Genomic DNA, 24,299 nt, shown 5'->3' with positions numbered 1-24,299 from the left:
GCGGCAGGCGAGGAATACAGCGGGCCGAAGTTAGAGGATGGGCTTCCCCACCGCCTGCACACTGCCTCGCGCCAGGTGGTCGAGCGCCCGCTGTCCAGCGTGGATATACGCTTCTTTGCCTTCCACCACACCGTAAGCCAGGTCGCCCAGCGCGCGGCAGGTGGCGTACCAAGCGGCGCGGCGCAGCAGGGCAGCCGGTTGCGGCGCAACCGCCAACGCAGCAGCCAACAGGTCTGGCTCGGCCCAGTGCAGCAGCCCGGCCCAGTCGCGCGCCGGATCACCCAGGGCGGCGTCGGCCCAGTCCAGCACGCCGCAGGGCCGGCCAGCCACATCCAGCAGAACGTGTTCGGCGGCAAAGTCACCGTGGATGGGCACCAGGGCTACGTCTAGAGGCGGGGGCGAGTCCACGACACGCGCCCAGAAGGCCAAATCAACGAGGTCGCCTCCGGCCGCCAGGTCCTCGTGCGCGGCTTCCTGCCAATCCGCGCCGGTGGGATCGTGGTCAGTCGGAAGGTCTATGGACGACCGAGGAACGCGGTGCAGGGCGTTCAGGAAGTGGCCCAGGCTTCGGCCCACCTGGTCAGGCGCAGGCAGCGCCACACCCAGACCAGAGCGGCCGTCCAGCCAGCGCGCCACAGCGAAACCTTCTGGGCATGACGGCGCCGGCTGGCCCCAGCCCAGCACGGCTGGCACCGGCAACGGTAGCGCTGGGGCCAGGGCCGTCAGCAGGGCCGCTTCTCTCCGCAGCGCCTCTCCCCCGCCGGACCAGTTGGGGAAGCGCAGGACCCGCGCCTGGCCCAATCGGTAGACGCGGTGGTCAGTGCCTTCTCCCAGCCAGCTGACTGGCTTCTCTGCCAGGTCCGGGGGCAGAAGGGCCGCCACTTCGGCTGGACTCAGCACAGGCAGCGCATCCCCGTTCACAGGCGCTTCAGGTAGTCCGTGATGCGTAGGAAGATGCCGAACTGCTCAGGACCGACAGCCGTAACAAAGCGCCCCCCCCTCTCTAGCGCCTTGAGCAGCTTGCCGAACTGGTCTCGGTCAAAGCGGCTGAACCCCAGGTCAGACGTGGCGTAGTCAAGGACTGTGTGCGAGAACGCTGGGGCCTCAGCCCAGAGGCGTTCAAGTCGCGCCATGAACCGGTCAAGGTCTTCAGGCGGGGCTTTCAGATAAAGCGAGAACCACTGCCCGCCCCCAGTGGCCCGGTCACGGTCTGGCTGAGCCAGCAGGAAAGCGGGGGGGTGTAGCCCAGCGGCAGCCAGCACCTTCAGGAACAGGGCTGGGTGGTCGGGCTCCTGTTCTTCGTCATCCTCGCCGCCTTCCAGCAAGGCCGCCTTGACCTCCGCCCAGGAAAGGCCCGCCGCCAGTGCGCGCTGCACCACGGCCAGAAAGCGCTGCCCCCGGACCAGGCCCAGCAGGTACAGCGGTTCGCTCAACGCTGGTGTGCGCGGCGGGAGAGGCTGCTCGGCCTCGTCCAGCGAGAGCATGTACATGAAGTCGGCGCTGTCCAGCATAAAGTCCACCTGCTGCCAGCGCAGCGCGTCCTCGTCGCCTCCCATGTCGCTCCGACCAAAGATGCTGGTAGGCGGCGCCAGCAGCACGGTTTTCACTCTCTCAAACTGGTGAGGGTGTGGGCCGGCCCCCGCCGGATTCGGCTTAAACCACAGGGCGCTCTGGTGGTCTATACCTTCGGCGCTGAGGGGTGCCCCTTCCGGGAGATCACAGAGGCGGCGAATCAGGGCCTGCGCTTCGGCTTCTGTCTGCCGAGGGAAAAGATGCTCCTGGGCCATCATCAGAACGGCGGCTAGGTAATACCTTTTGGCCTCCAGGCTGGCGGCTGTGAACTCGCCGTACTTGGTGGCAAACGCCTCTTCCCACTCGGCGGGATCAGCCGGGTCATCCGCCACGGGTTCTCGCAGCAACACCAAAGAATGACTGCTGCTGGAATTGGTGGCGAAGCCCAGGCGGACCCGACCCCGTGCCGGCGGCGTGACTGGCCCCTGCACAAAACCCGGCGAGGCGAAGTGCTGGAGCCAGTCGGCTCTAAAGGGATGCACCGGCCCAGCGTGATAACTGCTGGGCGCCAGCGTCATGGCCACGGCGTCCACGTAGGCGCTGAAGCGGCCTTCTTCGGTGTGGTACGAGCCAGGGACCAGCAGCGCGGCCAGGTCGGCCGGGCATTCGGCGGCCAGTGCGGTGTCGATGCTGACAGGCGTGTGCCGCACATAGTCGGCTAAGTCGGCCAGCCACCAGGTGTATGGCAAAGGCTGGAACGTCTGCCCGCGTCCCACATCCTTGAAGCCCAGCAGGGTCACGCGAATGCCTGCCGCGCCTGCTTCCCAAACCAGCGAGCGCAATTCTTCCCGCTGTACGGTCCCCATGACCACCTGGGCAACCAACTGCCCGCTGAGGCGCTCGGACGCTGGAATCAGGCTGCCCAGCAGGCGCACCTCGGCGGCGCGGCCCACGCTGACTGCTACGCCGCCTACAAGGCCCCGCACCTGCGGCCACAGCTGCGCCAGCCACCGCATCCGCCGCGTGGTGAAGTTGGGCACGACGCCTGCCCCCCGAAACAGGTGCAGGACCGCCAGAAAATCCGGATATTCGCTGACTTCGCCGCCACCCAGCGCGACCTCAAAAACTCCGGCGCGGCCCGCCTCAGCGGCAATTTGGGCCACGTCCTCTAGCTGGGCATGGCGCCGGTCTGGGCGCGAGTCCTGATAGCAGAACGCGCAGCCCACGCTGCACACATCCGTCAGTTTCACGTCCAGCAGCTCTGGTGCGCGAAGTCGAGTAGGCGTGAGGCCGCTACTCAGCCGGGCACCCGTCGCCGTGCAAAAGGCCGTCAGTTGCCCACCTTCACTGCGAAAACGCCATGCGGGAAGCATAGAAGCAGTGTAGAGGCCTCAGCGACGACAGGGCGCGACGAAGCTGGCGCAGGGTCAGTCCGAACAGATCAACTAAATCCAAAACATTCAGGCGTCAGATAGAGCGAATGGCAGCGGAAGGCGAACCCAAGGCCCTGTTTCTCTACTGACCGCCTAATGCCATTGCACGTCAGGTGGAACCCCACACCTGTTCTGAACCCTCAGAGCAACTGCCGGACCACAACCACCAGCCCCAGCCCTGCCAGGGCGAGCAGCGCCGCCACGCTCAGGCGGCGGTCCGTGCGCCAGCCGCTCAGCGCCACCCACAGCGCGGCCAGCACGGGCACGGCTGCCACCCAGACCACGCCCACCCACACCGCAGAAGGCACCAGCAGGCCCAGCGCCAGCAGCACCACCCCCACCCAGAAGCCCAGCGGGTACAGCCAGGCAGGAAGTCCAGCCAGCTCCGTATCTGGGCGCGGCTCCGCACTCATGCGTGCCCCCAGTATTTCCAGAGCAGTTGCCCGGCGGTGAAGATGAGCAGGAGGCTGAACAGCAGTTTGAGCTGCGCGGCGGGAATGCGGCTTTGTAAGGTGGCCCCCGCCCGCGCGCCCAGCAGCACCCCCAGCGCAATCCCAGCCGCCAGGCGTACGTCCAGCAGCCCACCGGCCTGATACACCAGCGCGTTGCCCACTGCCGTGAGGCCCATGATGAAGGTGCTGGTGGCAATCGCCTGCCGGATAGGCACCCCAGCCATCAAGTTCAGGACCGGCACCTGCACCGTGCCGCCGCCTATGCCCAGCAGGCCGCTCATGACGCCGGCAAAGGTCATGGCGGGCGGCACCAGCCGGCTGGGGGGACGCTCCTGCTCCACCCGTTTCAGGCCGCGCAGGAGGTTATACGCCGAATACAGCAGGAGCGCCGCAAAGACGGTGGCCACCGCACGGCCCGGCAGCACCAGCCCCAGAAACGACCCCAGCGCGCCGCCCACAATCGTGTAGGGCGAGAGTAGGTAGCCGGTGCGCGCCCGCACCAGCCCCTGCTGCAAGTAGCTGGCCGCGCCGCTGAGGCCCACCGCCAGCACGCCAATCTGACTGACCGCCACGGCCTGCGCAATCGTGATGTCACGGCCAAACAGGGGCAGCACAAATTCCAGGGCGGGCACCACCACCACACCGCCGCCCAGACCCAGGATGGCCCCCAGCACCCCGGCCAGCAGCCCAATGCCGATCACCGCCAGCGTCAGGGCGCTCAGCACCCCAGTCCTTTCTTGCCTGCTTTCACGCCCCGGAGGCTAACGCATGAGGGAAGCCAGGCAGAGGTGAGCGTCCGCTTTTCAAGAGGGGCGACAGATGAGCGCTGACCCCAGCCGTTCTGTCAGCAAGGCTATCGGGACGCACCGAGATACCTGCACGGGAACAGGACGGCTGCCGGAATACCACAGAGAGGGCCTGAGGATGGCTCTCAAGAAGACTGAAGTGACCCGCCACCAGCCGCCGCCTGCGCTGGAGTGAGAACGGCGATGGTCCCACCCGATAACGTCAGTTCTGTCCCAAGTGGTGAACGGCACAGCCAGAGGCCCCTTTACACTTCCCCTTCAGATGCAGGCACAAACCAGGCGTCGCGGCACGACACCACCACTTCAGCGTAGCCGCTGCCGCCCTGCGCCGTGGTCACCAGCGGCAGGGCCAGCAGAAAGCGGCAGCGCAGCTCATCGCCCAGGCGCCCGAACTGGGCTTCTAAGACCTCCCAAGCCACCTCGCCGGTCAGGGGCACCCCCTGCAGGTCGTGCTGGGCCTCAACACCCTGGACATCCTCAAAGACCAGCTGGCCGGGCTGCGCATCCCCGTCCTAGTGAATGTCCCAGCGGAACACCTGAATCGTCCAGACCAGATGCGGCGGGTCAGCGTGAAGGGCGTCTATAGATGCGTCGTGCCACGTCAGGGTGTCAGCGGCGAGCTTCATGGGGGGCCGTCCGGCTGTTTGGCGGCCCGCACCGCCTGAAACGTCTGGCGCAGCAGCCGGGCCGCTTCGCGGGCGCGCACGCCGCCGGTCACCCCCGGCGCGTGGCCCCAGTGGGCGGTGAGCAGGTCGTGCTGGCCCCCCAGCGCCCCGGCTCTGGAGTTGGGGGCGCCGTAGACAATCTGCCCCACGCGGGCCTCCAGCGCGGCGCCCAGGCACATGGGACAGGGTTCCAGGGTCACGACCAGGGTGCAGCCCGTCAGGTAGGGGGTGCCCAGAGTGCGGGCGGCTTCTCGCAGGGCGGCCAGCTCGGCGTGGCGGGTCATGTCGACGTGTTCGCGGCTGGTGTTGCGGCCCCGGCCTGCCACGGCGCCGTCTGGGCCAAGCACCACGGCGCCCACAGGCACCTCGCCGGCCGCAGCGGCCTGGTGCGCCAGCACCAGCGCCTCCCCCATCGCGGCGTGCCAGGGGTCGGGTGGGGCGCCCACCTGTTCACGCGCGCCCACCGCCCACACGGGGGGCTGTACCCCTACCCACTGCACCTCCTCTCCTGACACCAGGAGCAGCACCTGGTCCCGGTCCTCACGCGGCACCTTCAGGTCGGTCAGCACGTCGCTGAGCTTGCGCGTGCCGCCGGGCAAGGTGATGCGGTCGCCGGGCTGCCGGGTGCGCCGCTGCCAGCCGGCCGGCAGTACAAACGCGGGCTCGGGCAAAGAAACGGGGGCCAGCCAGAGCTTCGAGCCCGTCACCGTCACGGCGCGCGCATCCGGCAACGTGAGGTGCGCGGTCTCCCCTGCCGTTAGTGCCCCGACCAGCTGCTCCAGATGACCGGCATGAAACCGCAGGCCCGCGCCCGACAACTGCGCGTGCATCCAGCGGCGCAGCACGGCAGGCGGCTGCCGCTCCAGCGGGCCGTGTGCCGTGAGGCGGCTGGCCTGCGCCCGCAGCGCCGCGTCATCCTGGGCCTGGTACTGCGCGACACGGGCCAGCGCGGCCTCGACGCTGGGAAAGCGGGCAGCCAGGACCGGCATGACCGCCCCGCGCAGCCAGGCGCGGGTATAGGTGGGGTCGGCGTTGGTTTCATCCTCGCGCCAACTCTGGCCCAACGCATGCAAAAAGGTTTCGAGGTCGGCGCGGGCCACCGCCAGCCAGGGGCGGTGAACCCAGCCGCGCACCGGGGGGATGCCGTGCAACACGCCCTCGCCGCGCAGCAGCGCCAGCAGCACCGTTTCGGCCTGGTCGCGGCGGGTGTGGGCCGTCAGGATGGCCTGGGCGCCGTGCTTCCGGGCCATGCGGCCCAGAAAGTCGGCGCGCAGGCGCCGGGCGGCGTCTTCCAGATTCCAGCCGCGCTTTTGCGCCACTGCCGCCGCGTCCACCCGCACCGTTTCAAACGGCACGCCCAGCGCAGCGGCCAGTTCGCCTACCCACACTGCATCTGCCGCTGAGGCTGCCCGCAGGGCGTGGTCTAAGTGCGCCGCCACAGGCCGCGCGCCCGCCAGCACCAGCGCCCGCAGCAGCGCCACGCTGTCGGCCCCGCCCGACACGCCCACCACGACGACCTGACCGCTATAGGGCCGCAGCGGCGTTAGCAACACCTTCACCCCCGCATTCTACGGAGGCAGGGGCCGGCGCCTAGAATCGGGCGCATGAGTGTTCAAGTCGGCCAGCCGGCCCCCGACTTTACCCGCCGCAGTGACGATGGCCGCGAGGTCCAGCTGTCGGCCCTGCAGGGCGGGTGGGTGGTGCTGTACTTTTACCCGCGTGCCAGTTCGGCCGGCTGCTCTATCGAGGCGCAGCGCTTTGAAGCGGCCCTGCCAGAATTTGAGCGGCTGGGCGCCCAGGTCGTTGGCGTCAGCACCGATACCGAAGCCCGGCAGGCGGCCTTCCGCGACAGCTGCTCGCTGAGCTACCCCCTGATTCCCGACAGCGACCGCAGCCTGTGCCGCACCTACGGGGTGATCGGCGGTCTGGGTGGACTGCTGAACATGGCCGCCCGCGCCACCTTCCTGATTGACCCGCAGGGGGCCGTCGCCTGGGTTCACCGCAGCGCCAACCCCATGAGCCATGTGACCGGCGCCCTGGCGGAACTGGAACGGCAGCAAGCGGCGCGCGCAGGGCAGGCAGCGCGTGGTTAAAAGGTTGTGTCTGGACGGCTCACCTCTGGCCTCCACTCAGCGGGTGAAGCTCCCTGTCCTCCGCGCTGCGCTGATGGTTCTCACTGGCCTGGCGGCCGGGACCACTGCCGCCGCCCAGACCACCCTCACCGGCACCGTGAAAGCCCAGTCAGAGCACACGGATGAGGCCCTGATCGCGGTGCCGTGGCGGGGTGGCGCAGGCCAGGTAGAGGGGCGTGTGGCGAGCAGCCTGGGTGTGAGCAAGGTCATCGTGAGCGCCCCCATGAGCGCCAGCGGGCAATTCAGCCTGAAGTTGCCAGCCGCCCTGGACAGCAGCCTGTTGCCGCCAGCGACCCGCAGCCCTCTGCCCGCCACGCTGTTTGAGCCGCCGCCGGGGGCCACCTGCACCGGGGCCATCCAGACCAGCGACCCCACAGCCCGCGTGGTGCAACTGGCACTGAGTGTCAAGGCGGTCAACACGGGGGGTGAGATTTTCTCGGTGATCAGCACTGGCCAGTACGACGAGGCCCAGGCCGCCAGTCTTGGCCGCACCCAGACCGGACTGATGTATTACGCCGAGCGGCCTGTTCAGATGCGGGGCACCCAGTCCTGTCAGTGGCGGGAGCAGGGCTACTTGAACAAAATGACCATCGTGGTTGCCGGTCAGCTGACCCAGGGCTGGAACCGCATGACGCTGGATGTGACTGCCATCACCAAGGGCGCCGAGGTAGACACCACGTTCCGCCTGACCAGCGGCGCGCTGCCCACAAACGACTGGACCCTTTTACCAGACGCGCAGACAGAAGAGCGGTAAAGAGGGGGAATCAAAAGCGGGGAGCGTGGTCTGAGGTTTTCCTCACCACGCTCCCCGCTGTTCAAACCCCGTTCCTTACTTCAGCTCTCTCAGCGTTGCCCGCATGATCTCCAGGCCCGTCGCCGCCTCTTCCTTCGTGAGAATCAGAGGCGGGCTGATGCGGATAACCGCCTCACCGCAGTCAAGGTTCAGGAGACCCTTTTCAAACATCGCCATGCTGGCGCGGTCGCGCAGGGCGCCGTCTGGGCTGCCGTCAGGCTTTACGAATTCCAGCCCGATAAAGAGGCCCCGGCCACGCACATCGCCCAGGAACGGGAATTCTGCTTGCATGCCCTTCAGCTCGGCCATGATGTAGTCGCCCACCAATGAGGCGTTAGTCATCAAGCTGTCGCCGCAGCCAGGATGCTTGATGACACCTTCGAGCAGGTCGAGCGTGGCGTGCGAGGCCGCCGCCGCCACGGGGTTGCCGCCGTAGGTTGAGCCGTGCGAGCCCACCGGCCAGGTCATGACGCTGTCCTTGGCCAGCAGCGCCCCCAGCGGCATGCCCGAGGCAATGCCCTTGGCGGACGTGATGATGTCGGGCTGCACGTCAAAGTGCTGGAAGCTGAACATCTTGCCGGTGCGGCCCATCCCGGCCTGCACCTCATCGAAAATCAGCATGATGCCGTGCTTGTCGCACAGGGCCCGCAGGCCCGGCAGGAAGTCGGCCGGCGGCACGATGTAACCGCCCTCGCCCTGCATGGGCTCGACGATGATGGCCGCGACCTCATCAGCAGGCAGGATGCCCACGAACAGTTCTTCAATGTGTGCCAGCACCGCCTGCCCGCAGGTCTCGGGGGTGCTGCCCAGCGGGGGGCGGAAAGGGTTGGGGTAGGGCACATGGGATACGGCGGGCAGCAACGGGCCGAAGCCGCGCTTGTACTTGGTTTTGCTGCCGGTCAGTGTAATGGCGCCGTAGGTGCGCCCGTGGAAGCTGCCCATCGTCGAGATAATGTGCTGGCGCCCAGTGTGGTTGCGAGCCAGTTTGACGGCCGCCTCGACAGCTTCGGCACCCGAGTTGGAGAAGAACACGCGCCACTTTTCACCGGGCTTTTCCACATGCTTGACCAGCCGCTCGGCCAGGCTGGTGGTGATTTCCTGCGGGTAGTCGGTCAGGCAGACGTGCGTAAACTTCGCCACCTGCTCCTGCACGCCTTTCACGACATGCGGGTGGGCGTGGCCGGTGGTGGACACCGCAATGCCGGCAAAGAAGTCCAGCATGGTGTTGCCGTCCACATCGGTCAGCCACACGCCCTCGCCGCGCTCGGGCACGAAGGGGTAAGGACGCATGTAGGAGGTGGAGAGGTGCGCCCGGTCACGCTCCATGATGGCGGCGGTGTTCGGGCCAGGGAGAGCGGTTTTGAGTTCGGGTTGGCGGGGCTTTGGCAGGGTGGTCATGGGGACTCCTCTATAGATGTGGATTCGTCGTGCAAACAGTTCAATACTGCGGTGGCGTATTCATCACTCTTAAATCGAAATCTTTCGCCATTTCGACCAGCTCCGATAAATCTGCCGTCATCGATGTAGACGATGCTGAATTCATATTCAAATTCACAGACGGGGCATGGCTCAATTTCAGCGTCTACAGAAATCAGGCCAGTCATGGGCTGACCGTTCCAGCGTATGGGTTTGCTTTCCCACGTCAATTCATCGCCGAATGAAAATTCTCTTTGCCAGGGCGTCCCATACTTGAACTGGCAGCGGCTCTGAACAAAGGTTTGGCAACCTTCACACTTTCGAGGAACGATCAGGACATCGAAGGCACCCATACGCTTATCTCTTTTCAGTCGCCGCTGACGGCCTGCGCTTCACCTTCGACCGGCTGCGGCGCCTGCACCATGCCGTCGGGGGCGGTATCGGTCACAGCGGCGCCCACGCCGTGCGCGACCCACTTGTCTTCGCGGCTGTTCAGGCGGTGCTTGGTGGCGCCGGGCCGGTTGCGGCTCTCGCTGAATTCCTTGGGTTCAATGGAAATGCGCTCGCCTTCCATCAGACCGAAGATGCCGCTCTGGCCGGGCTCCTTGCGCTGCCAATCGTCGGGCACCACCATGTCGGGGCCGGTGTAATCAGTCGGTTCGCTGTAGGCGGCGATGTAGCCTTCAAAGTTGCGCAGAATCAGCTTCTCGGGGCTGTGAGACAGCACGTAGTTAGGCGCCACCGGAATCTTGCCGCCGCCGCCAGGGGCGTCCACAACGTAGGTCGGCACGCTGTAGCCGGACGTGTGGCCGCGCAGGCTCTCCATGATTTCCAGGCCCTTGCTGACGGTGGTGCGCAGGTGGCCAGCGCCGTGCACAAGGTCGCACTGGTAGATGTAATAGGGCCGCACGCGAATCTTGACCAGCTCGCGCACCAGCTTCTGCATGATGACCGGGTGGTCGTTCACGCCGCGCAGCAGCACGCTCTGGTTGCCCAGCGGCACGCCGGCGCGGGTCAGGCGGTCACAGGCCTCAGCCACTTCCGGCGTGATTTCGCGGGGGTGGTTGACGTGGATGTTCATCCAGACTGGGTGGTTCTCGCTGAGAACATCGCACAGTTCCTGCGTGACGCGCATGGGCATAAACACGGGCACGCGCGTGCCGATGCGGATGATCTCGATGTGCTCAATCTTGCGCAGCTCGGCCAGCAGGCGACCCAGGACTTTGGGCGCCAGGGTCAGGGGGTCGCCGCCCGAGAGCAGCACGTCGCGCACCTGGGGCGTGTTGCGCAGGTAGTTCAGCTGCTGCTCGTATTCGGCGGGGTTAAAGGTCTCGGTGGGGTCGCCCACAATGCGGCTGCGGGTGCAGTAGCGGCAGTAGGACGCGCACTGTGTCGTGACCAGCATCAGCACACGGTCGGGGTAGCGGTGCACCAGGCCGGGCACGGGGCTGTGTTTGTCCTCGGCCAGGCTGTCTTCCATCATCGCCGTGAAGGGCTCAAGTTCGTGGTGCGTGGGAATGACCTGGCGCCGCACCGGGCAGGTGGGGTCTTCCGGGTCCATCAGGGACGCAAAGTACGGCGTGATGTCCAGCCGGAAAATGCCATCGGCGCTGGCGCCCGCGTGCTCGCTGGGGGTCAGGCGAATGACCTCTTCCAGCTCGGCCACCGAGTTGATGCGGTTTTTCAGCTGCCATTTCCAGTCGTACCACTGGGCGTCAGGCACGTCGGCCCACTTGGGGGCGCGGTGGTTGCGGGGGAGCATCTGCTGGCTGCGGACTGTGGCCTGGGGGTGAATGGGCATGGGGGCCTCCGGGGCAAAAGGGTGAAACAGAAATTGAGTTCTCCTTTATTTTCCGCGTTCTACACGTGCCTTTGGAATGCCCGCCGCCCCCACAATGCACACCTCAAGCAGACAGAAAACTCTCAAACGCCACCCCTAACCTTCCAAATGCTAAGGTGGGCGCCATGAGACAGTCCGGCGGCACCCTTGACCCTCTCGATCACCGCATCCTGCAGGAGTTGCAAACCGATTCACGCCTGAGCATGCGTGAACTGGGCCGCCGCGTCGGGCTGTCGGCCCCGGCCGTGACTGAGCGGGTGCGCCGCCTGGAAGACGCGGGGGTGATTCTGGGCTACGGCGTCAGGGTCGCCAGTAAGCCCCTGGGCCGCACCATCACGGCGTTTATCGGGGTGCAGGACAGCGGCCGCAACGACCCCACGCTGGTGCGCTGGGCGGGCAAACACGACGGCGTGCTGGAGTGCCACTCGGTCACCGGGGACAACTCCTGCATCCTGAAGGTGGCGGTGCCCGACGTGGGCGCCCTGGAATCCATGCTGACCGAGCTGATCAATATGGGCTTTACCTGTGACACCAGCATCGTGCTGAGCACGCCGCTGGAAGGCAAACTGCTGCTGCCGCCGAAGTAAAACAGGTGCCCCTCATCCTGGCCGATGAGCTGCCTTTCGGGGGCGCGGCCCTCCCCACCACAACGCAACTGAGTTTTTTGGAGGCGCCGCTGCCGCAGGTGGTGCAGGGGTTCGGAACGCAGCAGCGGGCGCTGGGGCGCGCCTGCAGGACTTCCCCGCCTCTTCAGGAACAGACAGGCAACAGTCTGATGCGGCTGCGGCCTCTGTCGTTTCTGGGGCGTCCACACCTCTTCGTGCCAACTGACAGCAGGTGGACGGCTTACTTCAATGATTATCCCCTGGGCACCAACATGCAGGCCATTGTTCCTGATCTGGCCCGTAGCCTCGCTTGCCGGGCCCTCTGGATCGAGGCCCTTCCCTGGCAGACGAACACCGAGCCGACAGAAGCGTTGGGGTTCACCGTTCTGGAGCCGCACCGCTCTGACTGGCGGCGTTCTGTCGGCCTGCGCAACCAGAATGGCTTCTGGCGCTTCTGGCAGTTGGGAACGCCCCTTCCCTTCGAGGACACTGTGCGCTACCGGTTTCGGAGACGCCAACGCCGCTTTGACCTGACCTGTCTGCGCCACTACGCCGGTGCCTTAGGGGTGCGCCCCTTCGACGAATCCTTCTACCTCGCTGGCGCGGTGCATGTCACGTGTGGAGCAAGCGTCAAGTGATTCAGCTCATGATCTGTCTTCAGCATCCAACTGCTGACAGCGCCTGCATCAGGGCCTCTGGGGAGAGGCGCTCCGGCCGGCCCGCCACCTGACCGTCGCCCAGTTCCACCACGCGCCACACGCCGTCCTTGCGCTGGGCCACATCTACGGTAAAGAAGCGACTGTCCACCCTCCCTATCACCTCAGCCAGCCAACCAGTCGGCAGCGCCTGAGAGGGATACTCCCCCTCCTCCCAGTATTCGGCCTGGGCCGCCAGCTGACCGTCAACCACGAAGAGGCGGTATTCCCGGGTCAGCGGCATGCCGCTGCGGGAGTGCGTGGCCAGCGCCTGAAAGGGTTCAAAGCGGCGCAGCACCAGACCGCCCTGCCAGCCACTTCCCTGCCGCTCGGCAAAGGTGCGAATCACTGTGCGGGCGTGGCCGAGATCAGCCGCGTCAGGAATAAAACACGCTTCAGTCCATTCGTGCTTGCGGGACTTGACGTAATCCTTGACCACCACTGGCCCTGGGCCAAGGGCGGCCAGCGCCGCGTCCACCTCGGCCCAGTTCAGGGCGCCCGGTGTGGCCGCCGGAATCCAGCGCGTGTCGGGCGAGTGGGGCGCGATGTGATGAAACGAGTCGGGCAGCCAGTGGGTGTGCCGGTACTGCGCGGGCGTGTTGAGCAGCGTCCAGCCTCGCCCCTGAAGGGCGTCAAAGAGGGCCGCATAGGTGTCCGGGGCCATCATCCAGCCCCGGAAGATCGCCTGTCCCTCCCCGGCCGGCACCCAGCGCAGGGCACGGGTCAGGTCACCGTCCAGCAGCGCCTCAAAGTCCAGCAGCGCAGTGTTCAGACCCAGCGCCTGCGCCGCGTCCAGTTCAGCGCAGTAGGCCTCGTCGGGCACGCGGGCGGAAAACGGCTCGGCGGGAAACAGGAGCATGTCCGGCAGGCTACAGCCTGACCCCGCCGCGCTGCGTGTGGGCCGCGTAGCGCTCCAGCATGGCCCAGCCCTCGCCGCCGAGCATCACCTCGCGGGCCTGCTCGACCCCCTCGCGGATGCTGTCGGCGCGGCCAGCGGTGCGCAGCGCCGCGCCGGCATTCAGGGCCACGATGTCGCGTTGGGCGGGTGTACCGCCCCCGGTCAGCAGCGCGCGGGTAATCTCGGCGTTCTCGGCGGGCGTGCCGCCCACGATGGCCGCGCGTGGGTGGACCGCCACCCCCGCCTCCTCGGGGTGCAGTTCGCGGTCCACGACTTCACCGCCACGCAGGCCCGACACCGTATTGACGCCGCAGACCGTAAATTCATCCAGACCCGCACCGTGAACGACCGTAGCGCCGCTGGCACCGAGCAGCCGCAGAACCTCGGCCAGGGTGCGCGTGAGTTCGGGCTTGAAGACCCCCACCACCAGATGCGTGGCGCCCGCCGGGTTAGACAGCGGCCCCAGGATGTTAAAGACGGTGCGGGCGGCCAGTTCCGAGCGGATGGGCGCGGCGTGGCGCAGTGCGGGGTGGTAGTTGCGCGCAAACATAAACCCCACGCCCAGGGTGTTGATGGCGTCCTCGACAACTTCGGGCGCGGCGTCCAGATTGACGCCCAGGGCTTCAAGGACATCGGCGCTGCCCGCGCGGCTACTGGCGGCGCGGTTGCCGTGCTTGGCGACAGGCACCCCCGCCCCGGCCACCACGAACGCGGTGGTGGTCGAGATGTTAAAGGTGTGCGCGCCGTCGCCGCCCGTGCCCACCACGTCCAGCAAGACCTCGCGCGGCTGCACCTGAACGCGCACGGCGTTTTCCCGCATGGCCTGGGCAAACCCCGCGATTTCCTCGGCGGTCTCGCCGCGCACGCGCAGGGCCGCCAGCGCCGCCGCCAGCCGCACGCTGCTCATGTCACCCACCATCACCTCGCGCATGAAAGCCGCCGCCTCGACCTGCGAGAGCCGCTCGCCGTTCATCAGCCGCGCGTGTATGGCCGTCACGCGCCGCGCCCTTCTGCCTGCTGTCCCCTCATGGCCTGATGCTCGCGCACCGCCGTCAGGAAATTGCGCAGCATGTCCATCCCGCCCTGGGTGGCGACGCTCTCGGGGTGAAACTGCACGCCGTAAACGGGGTACTCCCGGTGCCGCAGCGCCATCACAATCTCTTCTTCGGGGTCCGTCGTCCACGCGATCGCCACCAGTTCGGGCGGGAGGTCACGCACCACGAGCGAGTGGTAGCGGGTGACCGTGACGCCGTCGGGCAAGCCAGCAAACAGGTCAGCCCCGTCATGCCGCACCGGGCTGGTCTTGCCGTGGACCGGCTGCCGCGCCCGCCCCACTTGCGCGCCAAACGCCGCCCCGATGCTCTGGTGCCCCAGACACACGCCCAGCAGCGGATAGGTGGAGCCCAGTTCGCGGATCACGGCCACACTTTGTCCCGCCTCGGCGGGCGTACACGGCCCCGGCGAGACCACGATGGCGTCGGGATTGAGCGCCCGCACCTCGTCCAGCGTGAAGGCGTCGTTGCGCCAGACGGTCAGGTCACAGCCCAGTTCACCGAAATACTGGACGAGGTTGTAGGTAAACGAGTCGTAGTTGTCGATAAGGAGGACGGTTAGTGGGGAATGGGAAGTGGGGAGTAGGTCGGTCAGCGTCATTTTCGGGTCTCCTGAATCTGGATGAAACGGGTGATACGGCGCATTAAGAGAGAGGGGCCAAGGCGGGCTCAAGCTCTTCTGAGCTTGAAAACTTCAGGTGCGTCATCAGTTCATATGCCGAGCCAAGAGCAATTCGGCAAAAGCGCGCGAGTTCCGCCGCCGACCCACGGCCGACACCCTCAGCAATATTTGCCGGAATCGAAATGCCTGCCCGGCGAGCCTGACTGGTAAGGCCATACAGCTCTGACCCCGGCCAGCAAGCCGTAACGGCGTAGATGGCTTCGACCTGTTGCATCCCCTCCTGCCAGATCACCAGGTCGCGCACACTTCCCGGCGCACCTTTATTTTCTCCACTCACCACGGCCCACTCTCCACTTACAGCCCACCAGCAGCCATCTCCACCGCCCGCATCAGGGCCGCCGCCTTGCTGCGCGTTTCCTGCTCTTCGGCGGCAGGGTCGCTGTCGGCGACCACGCCGGCGCCGGCCTGGATATGCACGCGGCCATCCGTAATAACCATGGTGCGCAGGGTCAGGGCCATGTCCATGCTGCCGTCAAAGGCGATGTACCCAAACGAGCCGCCGTAGGGACCACGCCGCACCGGCTCCAGCTCGTCGATAATCTGCATGGCGCGAATTTTGGGGGCGCCGGACACCGTGCCCATCGGCTGCACGCTGGCCAGGGCGTGCAGGGGCGTCTGACCGGGGCGCAGTTCGCCCGTCACGCTAGAGACGATATGCATGACGTGGCTATAGCGCTCAATGGCAAAGGCGTCCTGCACGCGCACGCTGCCGTAGCGGCTGACCCGGCCCAGGTCGTTGCGGCCCAGGTCCACTAGCATCAGGTGTTCGGCGCGTTCCTTCTCGTCGGCCAGCAGTTCTTCGGCCAGGGTGGCGTCGGCTTCTGGGGTCTGGCCGCGCGGGCGGGTGCCTGCGATGGGCCGGGTGGTCACACGCACGCCGTCGCTGGCCAGCAGACTCTCGGGGCTGCTGGCGACCAGCGTGACAGGGCCAAGTTGCAAGTAGCCCAGGTAGGGGCTAGGGTTGACCCGGCGCAGGGCGCGGTACAGCGCGAATGGGTGCAGCTCGCCCAGGTCGGCGCTGAAGCGCTGGCTGGGCACCACCTGAAAGATGTCCCCGGCGCGGATGTACTCCAGCGCGCGGTTGACAGCTGCCTGAAAGCCCTCAGGCGTGAAGTTGCTGCTAAAGCTGGGGGCAGCGGCCCCTGCCTGACCCGGCACCGGGGGGAGGGGGCCGCGCAATCGGCCCACCAACCCCGCCACCTCGGCATCGGCCCCGGCCTGGTCTGCGGCCACCGCCACAGCGATCAGGCGGTGCTTGAGGTGGTCGTAAATAACCATCCCGCGCGGCGCCACGAAACAGGCGTCCGGCACCCCCAGCTCGTCGGGGTTGTCGTCCGGCAGGCGCTCGTAGCTGCGAATGAGGTCGTAGGCGGCGTAGCCCACCGCGCCACCAATCAGCGCGGGCAGGCCAGCGGGCAGCGGCACTGTGCCCGCAACCTCTCCGCGCGTGACCCCGTGATACAGCCGCGCCAGGGGGTCGGCTTCTGGCCCCGCAAACTCGCCAAATAGGCCGCTGCTGACCACCTGCCCGCCCCGCGCCTCAAACCGGCCTTGCTCGCCTACCCCGATGAAGGAGTACCGGCCCAGCTTCTCGCCCGCCTCCACGCTTTCCAGCAGGAAGGCGACCTCCTCGCCCTGCGCGGCTTTCAGGTAGGCGGTGACCGGCGTGTCGAGGTCGGCGTTCAGCTCCTGCACGGCAACAGCCAGCGGGGCGCGGTCAGTGGGGGGCAGCGTCATGGGTCTCCTCTGAGGCACACAAAAAAACGCCCGGATGGAAGTTTTCCACCTGGGCGCGTCCGGTTAAGGGAACAGCGAAGCTTAGACCCAGGCGAAACTGGGCCACCACCACGCGCGGGCAACGGTCATACCGCCGCAGCATAGCGCGCAGGGGAAAGTTAAGCAGGGGCCAGAGGCTGGGGGCTGTCTACACAAAAGGGTCTGGCCATTACTTGAGCAGTCTTTGCACACTTCATCTCTCTAGACTTGGTGGCATGCCTGGTTCCTCAGCCTCCGCTGTCGTGAGTGCCGCCTTTCAAGTTCATGGAAGAGGCTGGGCGCTGGAACTGGCCGACCTTGAAGGCACGGTCAGGAAAGGCGATTGGGTCAGCGGCTTTCCCGCCCCCCATGACCACCGCTCTTTGCAGGTGCTGGGGGTTGAGTGTGTTGACAGGGAACTGAGCACGGGCTCTTCCCAGGCCGCCGCCGCAGTGGTCATCGCAAAACTTAAAGGGTCACTGGCGCAGGACATTGTGGGGCAGCAGGTGTCCTTTTCACCCACCAATCCACAGGTCGCCACCTCACAGGAGAACACATGAACGTCAGTGGCCGCGTTCGCCTCGTTCTGGACCTGCGGCGGCAGGCGCGGCAAGGCACTTCAGGCACAGCGCTCGCGCGGGACCTTCTGACCCGCCCAGAGGTCAGCAGATTTGAAGCTTACGCCCTGGCAATGAACGCCTTCGGCATGGGGTTAAGAGAAGCGCGCGAGCTTGAATGGCTTCTGGGCCAGGACCAAGGCGGCACTTACGAAGCTATTGAGACAGTCTGGACTCCATACCTGAGCAACTCACTGCGCTGGCCGAGAAGAGTCGCGCATCTGGAAATCAAGGAGCAGGACGACTTTCTGGTCACAGTTTCCCTCTTTGACTACCGCGAACCGCAGAGAGATGAAGACCTCGTGCTGACGTGGGGAGACGGAGAGGTCACGAGAACGCACACGTTCGACCTTCCCATTTCATATAGGTACACGCAGCCTGGAACGTACTCTTTCAGCTACCAAGATGCTGGCTCGTTCCCCTGGACTTTTGGGCACACTTTGAACTTTTCCGAAAGGCAGAGTGGAAAGACAGGCCTGACGTTCCGGGATTGCCCCTAAGCGGCAGGCACCCACGGCAAGACACACCCGTTTTAGCCAGCCACCACGTCTTCCTCGTCCTCCAGCGGTGCAAACAGCCGGTCCAGGTCGGCCGTTGTCAGTTGGGTGGCGTCGCTCAGCCCACCGTCCAGAATGCCGCGCGCCAGGCTGGCTTTGCGGGCTTGGAGGTCGAGAATGCGCTCCTCAACGCTGCCCGCCGCAATCAGTTTGTAAACGAAGACCGGTTTGTCCTGACCAATCCGGTAGGCGCGGTCCGTCGCCTGCTCCTCGGCCGCCGGGTTCCACCAGGGGTCGTAGTGAATCACGGTGTCGGCGGCCGTCAGGTTCAGGCCCACGCCGCCCGCTTTAAGGGTAATCAGGAAGACGTGGGTTTTGCCGCTCTGAAAGGCGTCAATCTGACCCTGGCGGTCCTGCGTGCTGCCAGTAATCATGGAATACGGCATGCCTTCTTCGCGCAGCCAGTCTTCCAGGTGACGCAGCAAGGTGGCAAAGCCGCTGAAAATCAGCACGCGGCGGCCCTCTTCCACCATTTGCGGCAGGTGGGTTTGCAGCCAGTCGAACTTGGCATTGCCCTGCACGCCGCGCGCGGCCTCCAGTTTGACCAGCCTGGGGTCGGTGACCGCCTGCCGGAGCTTCAGGAGCGCGTCCAGAATGGCAATCGTGCTGCGCGCCAGGCCCCGCGCACGCAATTCCTCGCGCACCCGCGTTTCGGTGGTGACCCGCACCGTTTCGTAAAGGTCGCGTTGATCGCCGTCCAGGGTCACGCGCACCGGAATCTCGGTCTTGGGCGGCAGTTCGCGCGCCACGTCCCGCTTCTCGCGCCGCAGGATAAAGGGGCGCACGCGAGCCGACAGGGCGGCGCGGCGACTGGCCTCACCGCGCTTTTCGATGGGCGTGCGGTAGAGGTCACGGAAGGTCTTTTCGTCGTGCAGCAGACCTGGGGCCAGAAAGTTGAACTGCGACCACAGCTCGCCCAGGTGGTTTTCTAGCGGCGTACCGGTCAGCGCCAGCCGGTGCCGGGCGGACAAGCTGCCCGCCGCCTTGGCCGCCGCTGTGCGCGTGTTTTTGATGTTCTGGGCCTCATCCAGAATGACCAGGTGGTAGGAAAATGCGCCCAGTTCGGTGATGTCACGCGGCAGCAGCGGGTAGGTGGTTAGCACAAGGTCATGGGCCGGAATCTGGGCAAACTGGGCGCGGCGGTCCTTGCCGTGCAGGGTCAGCACCCGCAGCTCTGGGGCAAACTTGGCGGCTTCGGCCTGCCAGTTGCCGATGACGCTGGTGGGCGCCACGACGAGACTGGGACGGTCGGCGCGGCCAGAGTCTTTCTCCAGAAGCAGGTGCGCGAGGGCCTGTACCGTGTTATGCGTGACGATATAAGCCTCGGTGACGTACAGCCGGTCGGCGGCAGCCACAGCAATGCACTGGGCTTCCTTTTCGCCCACGTACTCAATGCTCTTAATGCCCCGGCTGGGGGGGTACTTGGTGGGGCGGCGATATGCAGCCAGTTTGGCGGTCAGCCGGAAAGGGTCAAGATGCGCAGGCAGCTTGAGTGTCACGCGCCAGGCGTGGCCGGTGCGCCTCTCTCCCTGATAGACGTGCGTGGTCACCTTCTGCCGGAGACGGGCAGTGCCCCCCAGCGACTGCACCAGTTCCACCACGCCGCGCGCCAGGGCTTCGGACACGCTGGCGTACTCAATCACCACGCCTGCGTAACCGTCGGTATCCAGGAGGCCTTGCAGCACGGCCAGCCGCTGTTCGGGACTGCCGCGCAGGTACACCTCCGGAATGAACTTGGCCCGGCCGTTGCAGCCGTGGAGGCCCAGGGCTTTCAAGTCATCTTTCAGCGGGTTGGGGGTCCAGCGCCCGCCACTCACCAGTCGGTAGGTGCTGACCCGCTCCGTCAGGCGCTCGGCGTGCCGGGCTTCCACGCCCGCAGGCAACGCCAGGGCCCCAACCAACTCGTCTTCTGACGTAATGCCCAACCCATGCGTCAGGTGGCCGTCGCCCAGCAGAGCACCCAGGGTATAGGGGTCAACGGATAAGGCCTGCGGCGCAAACTGCACCGCCTCCACCACCGGGAGGTAATGCCTAAGGTTGCCTGCCGCGTCGGTCAGCGAGGCCCGAATCTGCGCGGTGGTCAGCACCCGTTCCGGCAGGCCGCGCCGCTTGCGAACCGGGGTGTTCACGGCCCAGAGATGCTCCTCATCTACCTCCACACTGGCGCCGTCGGTCAGGGTCACGCGGTAGATAGGCCGCTTCCCCTGTGGATAGACGCCAATCACCCGAGTGGGGCGCCCGTCACGGCCGATAACGTGGTCCCCCACCTGCACCTCGCCCATTCGGCGCCAGCCCAGCGGCGTCAGGAGGCGGGCGTCCAGTGGCTGCGCCTTACCAAGCCCCATGTCGTCGGCCAGAATGCCGCCCATCTCGTATTCCCGCAGGAATTGCAGCCAGGCCACGCCCTGGCGCTGATAGGGGCGCAGGTCCGCCCTCAGCCCCGGCGGCGGCTCGATGTCACGCACACCGGTAAAGTCGCGCAGGCGGCGCCCCAGTTCCAGCAGGCGCTCGGCGCCCAGCCAGCGGGCCTGCACCGCCTCTTCCAGCTGGGCCAGGCGGGCGGCGTCCAGCAGCGGGAGCCTCAGGGGCCCTGGCGGCAGGTCACGCAGATTCAACTCCACCAGCACGCCCAGAATCGCCCGCACCCGGCCAGCAGGCAGCGCCACGCGGCGGCCATCGTCCAGGGATGCGTGCAGCACCTCATCGTCGGGCAGCTCCGCCAGGGCTTCAGGAGTAAAGAGGTGCGGCTGGCGGGCGATCAGGTCGGCCAGGATGGGAATCAGCGAGAGGCGCTGCCCGTCCACCACGATGCCCAGGTCCAGGGTGAACCAGCCGCCGTGGCTGTCGTCGGCCTCGCCGTACCAGTCGGTGATCTCGGCGTAATTCAGAGGAAAATCGGGGTGAACGTGGACACTGACCCCTTGCAGTTCCAGGTCGGCCCGGCCCCGGCGCATGAAGTCCATCCAGGCGTCGTCGTCACCGGCCGTCAGCAGGGTCTCGGTGTCGCCGGGGGCACTCAGGGTGTATTCGTGGCCGTAAGCGTCGTCCAGGGTCAGAAAGCCGGCCAGGGCGACGGTGTGCGCGGCCTCGCGCTCGGCCTCCGGGTCACGGGTCACGCGGGTCAGGACGCCGCCCCGGAACACGGCCGGCCCACCGGGGCTGTGGGCGTCCGGCACCGTCAGGCCCGCGTAGGCGTGGCGCAGTTCGGCGACGGGCAGCGTCACCGGGGTGCGGGCGCCGCTATAAGCGTGGTGGAGGGCTGGGCGCGCGCTCAGGTGCAATTGCGGGGTGTACGGCAGCCGCTCCTCGCGCACCTGCACCGTCTGGGGAATGGGCAGGTTCAGCCCAGACGCCGTGATGGCGTGGGCCAGCGCCACCGCCTGCGCGGGAGGCAGGGCCGGCCCTGCCAGAAAGCGCGCCACTGTGTCGGCGGGCGCGCCCACCTGCACGCGGCAGAGCTGCTGCGCCTGGGGCTGCACCGCCCAGGGGCGCGGGGTGGGCAGCACTACAGCGTTAGGCGCGTCTTCCAGGTGAAGGGTCGGCGTCTGGGCGCCGCGTCCATCGGCCAGCCAGGCCAGGGTGCCGCGCAGGTCCGGTCCCCGCAGGAGGGGCAGTTCAGGGCGCTCCCAGCAGAGGCGGCCCGTTTCCAGCAACTGCTCCAGCAGCAGGTCGGCCGCCGGGTGGTCGTTCAGGGCGTGCAGTTCTTCCTGCCAGCGCCCAGGTTCGTGGGTGGGGGTGGCCGCCACCTCCAGCAGCCGCAGGAGGCCCGCGTCACGCCGAGCGAAGGCAGGGGCCGTCGACAGCGTCCGGGGCAGCGCGTAGGTTTCGGCTCCGCGCAGGTCGGCGCCGCCCTCGCTGCGCACCGGCAGGCGCACCAGCCGCAGCGCTACCCGCCGCGCGCCGCCGACTGTGCTGCTGGGGGGCAGCAGGCGGAGCACGTAGCGCAGTTCAAACTGCCTCCCCCGGCCGGGGCTGCGGCTCTCAGTAAAGGAGGCCAGCCACTGCTGGGTGCGGGCGTCCAGCGGTTCTTCAGCCGGCGCGTCCTCGGGCGCAGCGTCTTTGGGGACTGGGCGCGGGCCGGGCGGCGGGTCGGTGGACAGCACCAGAGCGGCCACATGCCGGCAGCGGTAGCGGCCACAGGTGCAGCTGGAGCCCCGCAGCTGCGGGTCAGGCGGCGGCAGCAGGTCGGCCGTGGCGTGGTACACCATGCCGCCGTCGGTCACATTGGCCTCGGCGTGCCAGCCCAGGTCAGTCCAGGCACTCTGGATGTCCTGCACGGCTTCGGCGCGCAGCGCCAGTCCCTGCGCGGCAGTGTCCAGGGCGAACCCAGGCGGCAGGCGGCTGAGCTTCACGGCGCGCGGGGTGCGGAGCGGGCAGCCCGTCCCGACACAAGGGCGAGGAGCGGCAATGCGGCGGGAACAAACACGCCCCCGAGTCTAGCGCGCCCAGGAAAAAAGCGGTGGAGGTTGTTGGACGTGACCCGGAGGCGGGTCCCCACAGCAGAACTCGGCGTGGTCGAGGGTGATAATCCTCAACCACGCTGGGGCGAACACAGTGAGTCTCCGACAGAGACAGTGGCAAAAGTGGAGTGGCGGGGCGTGGTTGGCCCCTCAATAGAACAGGCAGCCGTTGTCAGCGGGCCTGAATCCGCCAGACCTTGCCAGCCCCGTCGTCGGTGAGCAGCAGGGCGCCGTCTCCCGCCACGGCGAGGTCCACCGGGCGGCCAGCGACGGCATCGCCTTTCAGAAAACCAGTCAGGAAATCGGCGGTCAGGCCGGTCTGGGGATTGACTGTAATCACCTTGTAGCCGCTTTTTTCAGTGCGGTTCCAGCTGCCGTGCAGCGCCACGAACATCTGCCCCTTATAGGCGGCCGGGAAGGTGGTGCCCGTGTAAAACGCCAGGCCCAGCGGCGCCGAGTGCGCGGTGGTGAGCCCCAGGGCCGGGGCGGCGCCCGTGCAGGTGGCCGCCGTGCGTTTGCCAAAATTACTGTCCCAGACCTGTGGCTGGCCAGCCTGGGTGGGGTAGCAGTACGGCCAGCCGTAAAAGCCGCCGTCCGTTACCCGCCAGAAGGCTTCAGGGGGAATGTCGTTGCCCAGCTGGTCGCGGCCATTGTTGGTGGCGTACAGCTGCCCCCCTGACCACTCCAGGCCCACGGCGTTGCGCAGGCCGCTGGCAAACAACCGGCCGTTCTTGCCGTCGGCGTCGTAGACCCAGACTGCCGCGCGGCGGGAATCCGTTTCCTCGCAGACATTGCAGGTGCTGCCGGCCGAGACGTACATGCGGCCGTCTGGCCCGAACACCACCGTGCGGGTGGAGTGGCCGCCGCCCGCCGGCAGCGCCACCACCGCCTGCGCCGTCCCACTGGCCTTCGTGTCGCCCGCCGCGTAGGGAAAGCGCACCACGCCGTCGGTGTTGGCCACGTACAGAAAGCCGCCCTGAATCGCCAGGCCGTGCGGCTGATTCAGGCCGCTGGCATACACCTCTTTACTGTCGGCCTTGCCGTCGCGGTTGCGGTCGGGCAGGACGTAGACCGTGCCCGCTTCCGTGTCGCTGAGCAGCACGTCACCGTTGCTGGCCACCGTCATCAGGCGCGGCTTTTTAAAGCCTTCGGCGTACAGGGTGACCGTAAAGCCCGCTGGAACGGTAAATCCACTCGTTTCCGGCGGGGTGGGCTCAGGCTTGGTGCCCGACTGGGTGCAGGCAGTGCCCATCAGGGCGAGCGTAAGCAGGGCGGCGCAGGCACGTGGGGTCATGCCCCATCACAGCAGGGCGGGGTGAGGCGCAGATGGCGGAGCGCTCAGCGGCCGCTTAGCCTTCGTACTTGCTGAGGACCTGCTCGGTGCGCGCACTCTTGACGCGGTTGACCAGGCGCTCGTGTTCATGCTTGTCGCGCAGGCTCTTGCTGAGGGTCAAGGTGCTGGCGGTCAGGAACAGAGTACCCATATACAGGTAGCCCTTAATCCACCAGTCCACCGGAATGAAGTAGATGCCCAGCACCATCAGGCTAAGACTGACGAGAAACGCAATCCAGATAAAACTGAGCCACGCGGGCGAGTCACCGTGAATGTCGGGGTTCGTGTACTGGGTCATGGGATCTGTAGCCTCCTGTCAGAGAACTGACCCTCAGTGTAGAGACGCTTCTGCCTTTCTGTTGCCGCATCTGCACAGCGTCCAAGTTGGGGCATCGGGAAAGTGACAGCGTTGAGAAGCGGGGGCTGAGAAAGGGGCGAAGCGGCCGAGACACACAGCTCAGTGCCCCCAGCTCCTCACAGGAGTGCGCTGACTTCCAGGGCACGCCGGAAGGGCGCCAGCCTTCTCCTCTATCGCTGCCATCTCATCGCTGTGGCTGCTCAGAGCCTGCGGCGGTCGGCCCCGAATCGACGCGATG

The 24,299-nt window shown here is 66.7% G+C and carries 23 protein-coding genes; 6 read left to right on the top strand and 17 right to left on the bottom strand.

Features of this window, described 5'->3' with window-relative positions; all coding sequences use genetic code 11:
- Positions 1–30 precede the first annotated feature (30 nt).
- From K7W42_RS13940 to tilS, 6 genes are all read right to left on the bottom strand, one after another.
- Positions 31–921 (bottom strand): phosphotransferase family protein, encoded by an 891-nt coding sequence (locus tag K7W42_RS13940; protein ID WP_224575442.1) that lies wholly within the window; start codon positions 919–921, stop codon positions 31–33.
- Complete coding sequence (locus K7W42_RS13935; RefSeq protein ID WP_224575441.1) at positions 918–2,885, bottom strand: radical SAM family protein; 1,968 nt, start codon at positions 2,883–2,885, stop codon at positions 918–920. Before K7W42_RS13935 ends, K7W42_RS13940 begins: the two co-directional genes overlap by 4 nt.
- A 200-nt stretch (positions 2,886–3,085) precedes the next feature.
- Positions 3,086–3,358, bottom strand: a complete 273-nt coding sequence (locus K7W42_RS13930) for a hypothetical protein (protein ID WP_224575440.1) — start codon at positions 3,356–3,358, stop codon at positions 3,086–3,088.
- Positions 3,355–4,122 (bottom strand): sulfite exporter TauE/SafE family protein, encoded by a 768-nt coding sequence (locus tag K7W42_RS13925; protein ID WP_224575439.1) that lies wholly within the window; start codon positions 4,120–4,122, stop codon positions 3,355–3,357. The genes K7W42_RS13930 and K7W42_RS13925 overlap by 4 nt, the downstream gene beginning before the upstream one ends.
- Before the next feature lie 326 nt (positions 4,123–4,448).
- Entirely contained in the window at positions 4,449–4,640 is a 192-nt protein-coding gene (locus tag K7W42_RS13920; RefSeq protein ID WP_224575438.1) for a hypothetical protein, read from the bottom strand.
- Positions 4,641–4,825: 185 nt separating this feature from the next.
- Positions 4,826–6,427, bottom strand: a complete 1,602-nt coding sequence (tilS, locus tag K7W42_RS13915) for a tRNA lysidine(34) synthetase TilS (protein ID WP_224575437.1) — start codon at positions 6,425–6,427, stop codon at positions 4,826–4,828.
- A gap of 45 nt (positions 6,428–6,472) precedes the next feature.
- Here tilS and K7W42_RS13910 point away from each other — a divergent pair, with 45 nt between their 5' ends.
- Both K7W42_RS13910 and K7W42_RS13905 read left to right on the top strand, forming a co-directional pair.
- The gene (locus K7W42_RS13910; protein ID WP_224575436.1) at positions 6,473–6,961 is read left to right on the top strand and encodes a peroxiredoxin; all 489 of its coding nucleotides are present in this window, start codon (positions 6,473–6,475) and stop codon (positions 6,959–6,961) included.
- 43 nt (positions 6,962–7,004) lie between these two features.
- Positions 7,005–7,754 carry a hypothetical protein gene (locus K7W42_RS13905; protein ID WP_224575434.1) on the top strand — a complete coding sequence of 250 codons (750 nt, stop codon included), beginning with the start codon at positions 7,005–7,007 and terminating at the stop codon, positions 7,752–7,754.
- Between the two features lie 75 nt (positions 7,755–7,829).
- Here the strand turns inward: K7W42_RS13905 and K7W42_RS13900 are convergent, their stop codons facing one another.
- From K7W42_RS13900 to K7W42_RS13890, 3 genes are read right to left on the bottom strand one after another with little or no spacing between them, the layout of a single operon-like run.
- A complete protein-coding gene (locus K7W42_RS13900) occupies positions 7,830–9,191 on the bottom strand; it encodes an acetyl ornithine aminotransferase family protein (RefSeq protein ID WP_224575431.1) in 1,362 nt (453 codons plus the stop codon).
- On the bottom strand, positions 9,188–9,562 hold the full coding sequence (locus tag K7W42_RS13895) for a hypothetical protein (RefSeq protein WP_224575429.1): 375 nt from the start codon (positions 9,560–9,562) through the stop codon (positions 9,188–9,190). The genes K7W42_RS13900 and K7W42_RS13895 overlap by 4 nt, the downstream gene beginning before the upstream one ends.
- Before the next feature lie 14 nt (positions 9,563–9,576).
- Positions 9,577–11,010 carry a KamA family radical SAM protein gene (locus K7W42_RS13890; protein WP_224575427.1) on the bottom strand — a complete coding sequence of 478 codons (1,434 nt, stop codon included), beginning with the start codon at positions 11,008–11,010 and terminating at the stop codon, positions 9,577–9,579.
- 164 nt (positions 11,011–11,174) lie between these two features.
- Between K7W42_RS13890 and K7W42_RS13885 the strand changes: the two genes are divergently transcribed.
- Both K7W42_RS13885 and K7W42_RS13880 read left to right on the top strand, forming a co-directional pair.
- Positions 11,175–11,636, top strand: a complete 462-nt coding sequence (locus K7W42_RS13885) for an Lrp/AsnC family transcriptional regulator (RefSeq protein WP_157458558.1) — start codon at positions 11,175–11,177, stop codon at positions 11,634–11,636.
- Positions 11,637–11,641: 5 nt separating this feature from the next.
- Positions 11,642–12,292: a hypothetical protein gene (locus K7W42_RS13880; protein WP_224575425.1), complete on the top strand. Its 651-nt coding sequence runs from the start codon at positions 11,642–11,644 to the stop codon at positions 12,290–12,292.
- Between the two features lie 19 nt (positions 12,293–12,311).
- On the opposite strand, the gene K7W42_RS13875 is transcribed toward K7W42_RS13880, so the two are convergent.
- The 5 genes from K7W42_RS13875 to trpE are packed head-to-tail and all read right to left on the bottom strand — an operon-like array spanning position 12,312 to position 16,718.
- On the bottom strand, positions 12,312–13,208 hold the full coding sequence (locus K7W42_RS13875) for an ATP-grasp domain-containing protein (protein ID WP_224575423.1): 897 nt from the start codon (positions 13,206–13,208) through the stop codon (positions 12,312–12,314).
- A 10-nt stretch (positions 13,209–13,218) separates the two neighbouring features.
- Positions 13,219–14,220, bottom strand: coding sequence for an anthranilate phosphoribosyltransferase (gene trpD, locus K7W42_RS13870; RefSeq protein ID WP_224575538.1), 1,002 nt, complete (start codon positions 14,218–14,220; stop codon positions 13,219–13,221).
- 20 nt (positions 14,221–14,240) lie between these two features.
- The gene (locus tag K7W42_RS13865; RefSeq protein ID WP_224575422.1) at positions 14,241–14,900 is read right to left on the bottom strand and encodes an anthranilate synthase component II; all 660 of its coding nucleotides are present in this window, start codon (positions 14,898–14,900) and stop codon (positions 14,241–14,243) included.
- Between the two features lie 43 nt (positions 14,901–14,943).
- Complete coding sequence (locus tag K7W42_RS13860; RefSeq protein ID WP_224575420.1) at positions 14,944–15,225, bottom strand: four helix bundle protein; 282 nt, start codon at positions 15,223–15,225, stop codon at positions 14,944–14,946.
- Positions 15,226–15,275: 50 nt separating this feature from the next.
- Positions 15,276–16,718 (bottom strand): anthranilate synthase component I, encoded by a 1,443-nt coding sequence (trpE, locus tag K7W42_RS13855; protein ID WP_224575419.1) that lies wholly within the window; start codon positions 16,716–16,718, stop codon positions 15,276–15,278.
- A 254-nt stretch (positions 16,719–16,972) separates the two neighbouring features.
- Between trpE and K7W42_RS13850 the strand changes: the two genes are divergently transcribed.
- Both K7W42_RS13850 and K7W42_RS13845 read left to right on the top strand, forming a co-directional pair.
- Positions 16,973–17,296, top strand: a complete 324-nt coding sequence (locus K7W42_RS13850) for a hypothetical protein (protein WP_224575418.1) — start codon at positions 16,973–16,975, stop codon at positions 17,294–17,296.
- Positions 17,293–17,853 (top strand): hypothetical protein, encoded by a 561-nt coding sequence (locus K7W42_RS13845; protein ID WP_224575417.1) that lies wholly within the window; start codon positions 17,293–17,295, stop codon positions 17,851–17,853. The genes K7W42_RS13850 and K7W42_RS13845 overlap by 4 nt, the downstream gene beginning before the upstream one ends.
- Before the next feature lie 32 nt (positions 17,854–17,885).
- Here K7W42_RS13845 and K7W42_RS13840 read toward each other — a convergent pair whose 3' ends face one another.
- The 3 genes from K7W42_RS13840 to K7W42_RS13830 form a co-directional block, all read right to left on the bottom strand.
- A complete protein-coding gene (locus K7W42_RS13840; protein ID WP_224575416.1) occupies positions 17,886–22,262 on the bottom strand; it encodes an SNF2-related protein in 4,377 nt (1,458 codons plus the stop codon).
- Positions 22,263–22,542: 280 nt separating this feature from the next.
- Entirely contained in the window at positions 22,543–23,664 is a 1,122-nt protein-coding gene (locus tag K7W42_RS13835; RefSeq protein WP_369411363.1) for a PQQ-dependent sugar dehydrogenase, read from the bottom strand.
- Between the two features lie 55 nt (positions 23,665–23,719).
- Positions 23,720–24,001: a YiaA/YiaB family inner membrane protein gene (locus K7W42_RS13830; protein ID WP_224575415.1), complete on the bottom strand. Its 282-nt coding sequence runs from the start codon at positions 23,999–24,001 to the stop codon at positions 23,720–23,722.
- Positions 24,002–24,299 lie beyond the last annotated feature (298 nt).

Origin of the sequence: Deinococcus betulae (assembly GCF_020166395.1) — a bacterium.
Lineage (GTDB): Bacteria > Deinococcota > Deinococci > Deinococcales > Deinococcaceae > Deinococcus > Deinococcus betulae.
This window is presented reverse-complemented; position numbering and strand designations above follow the sequence as displayed.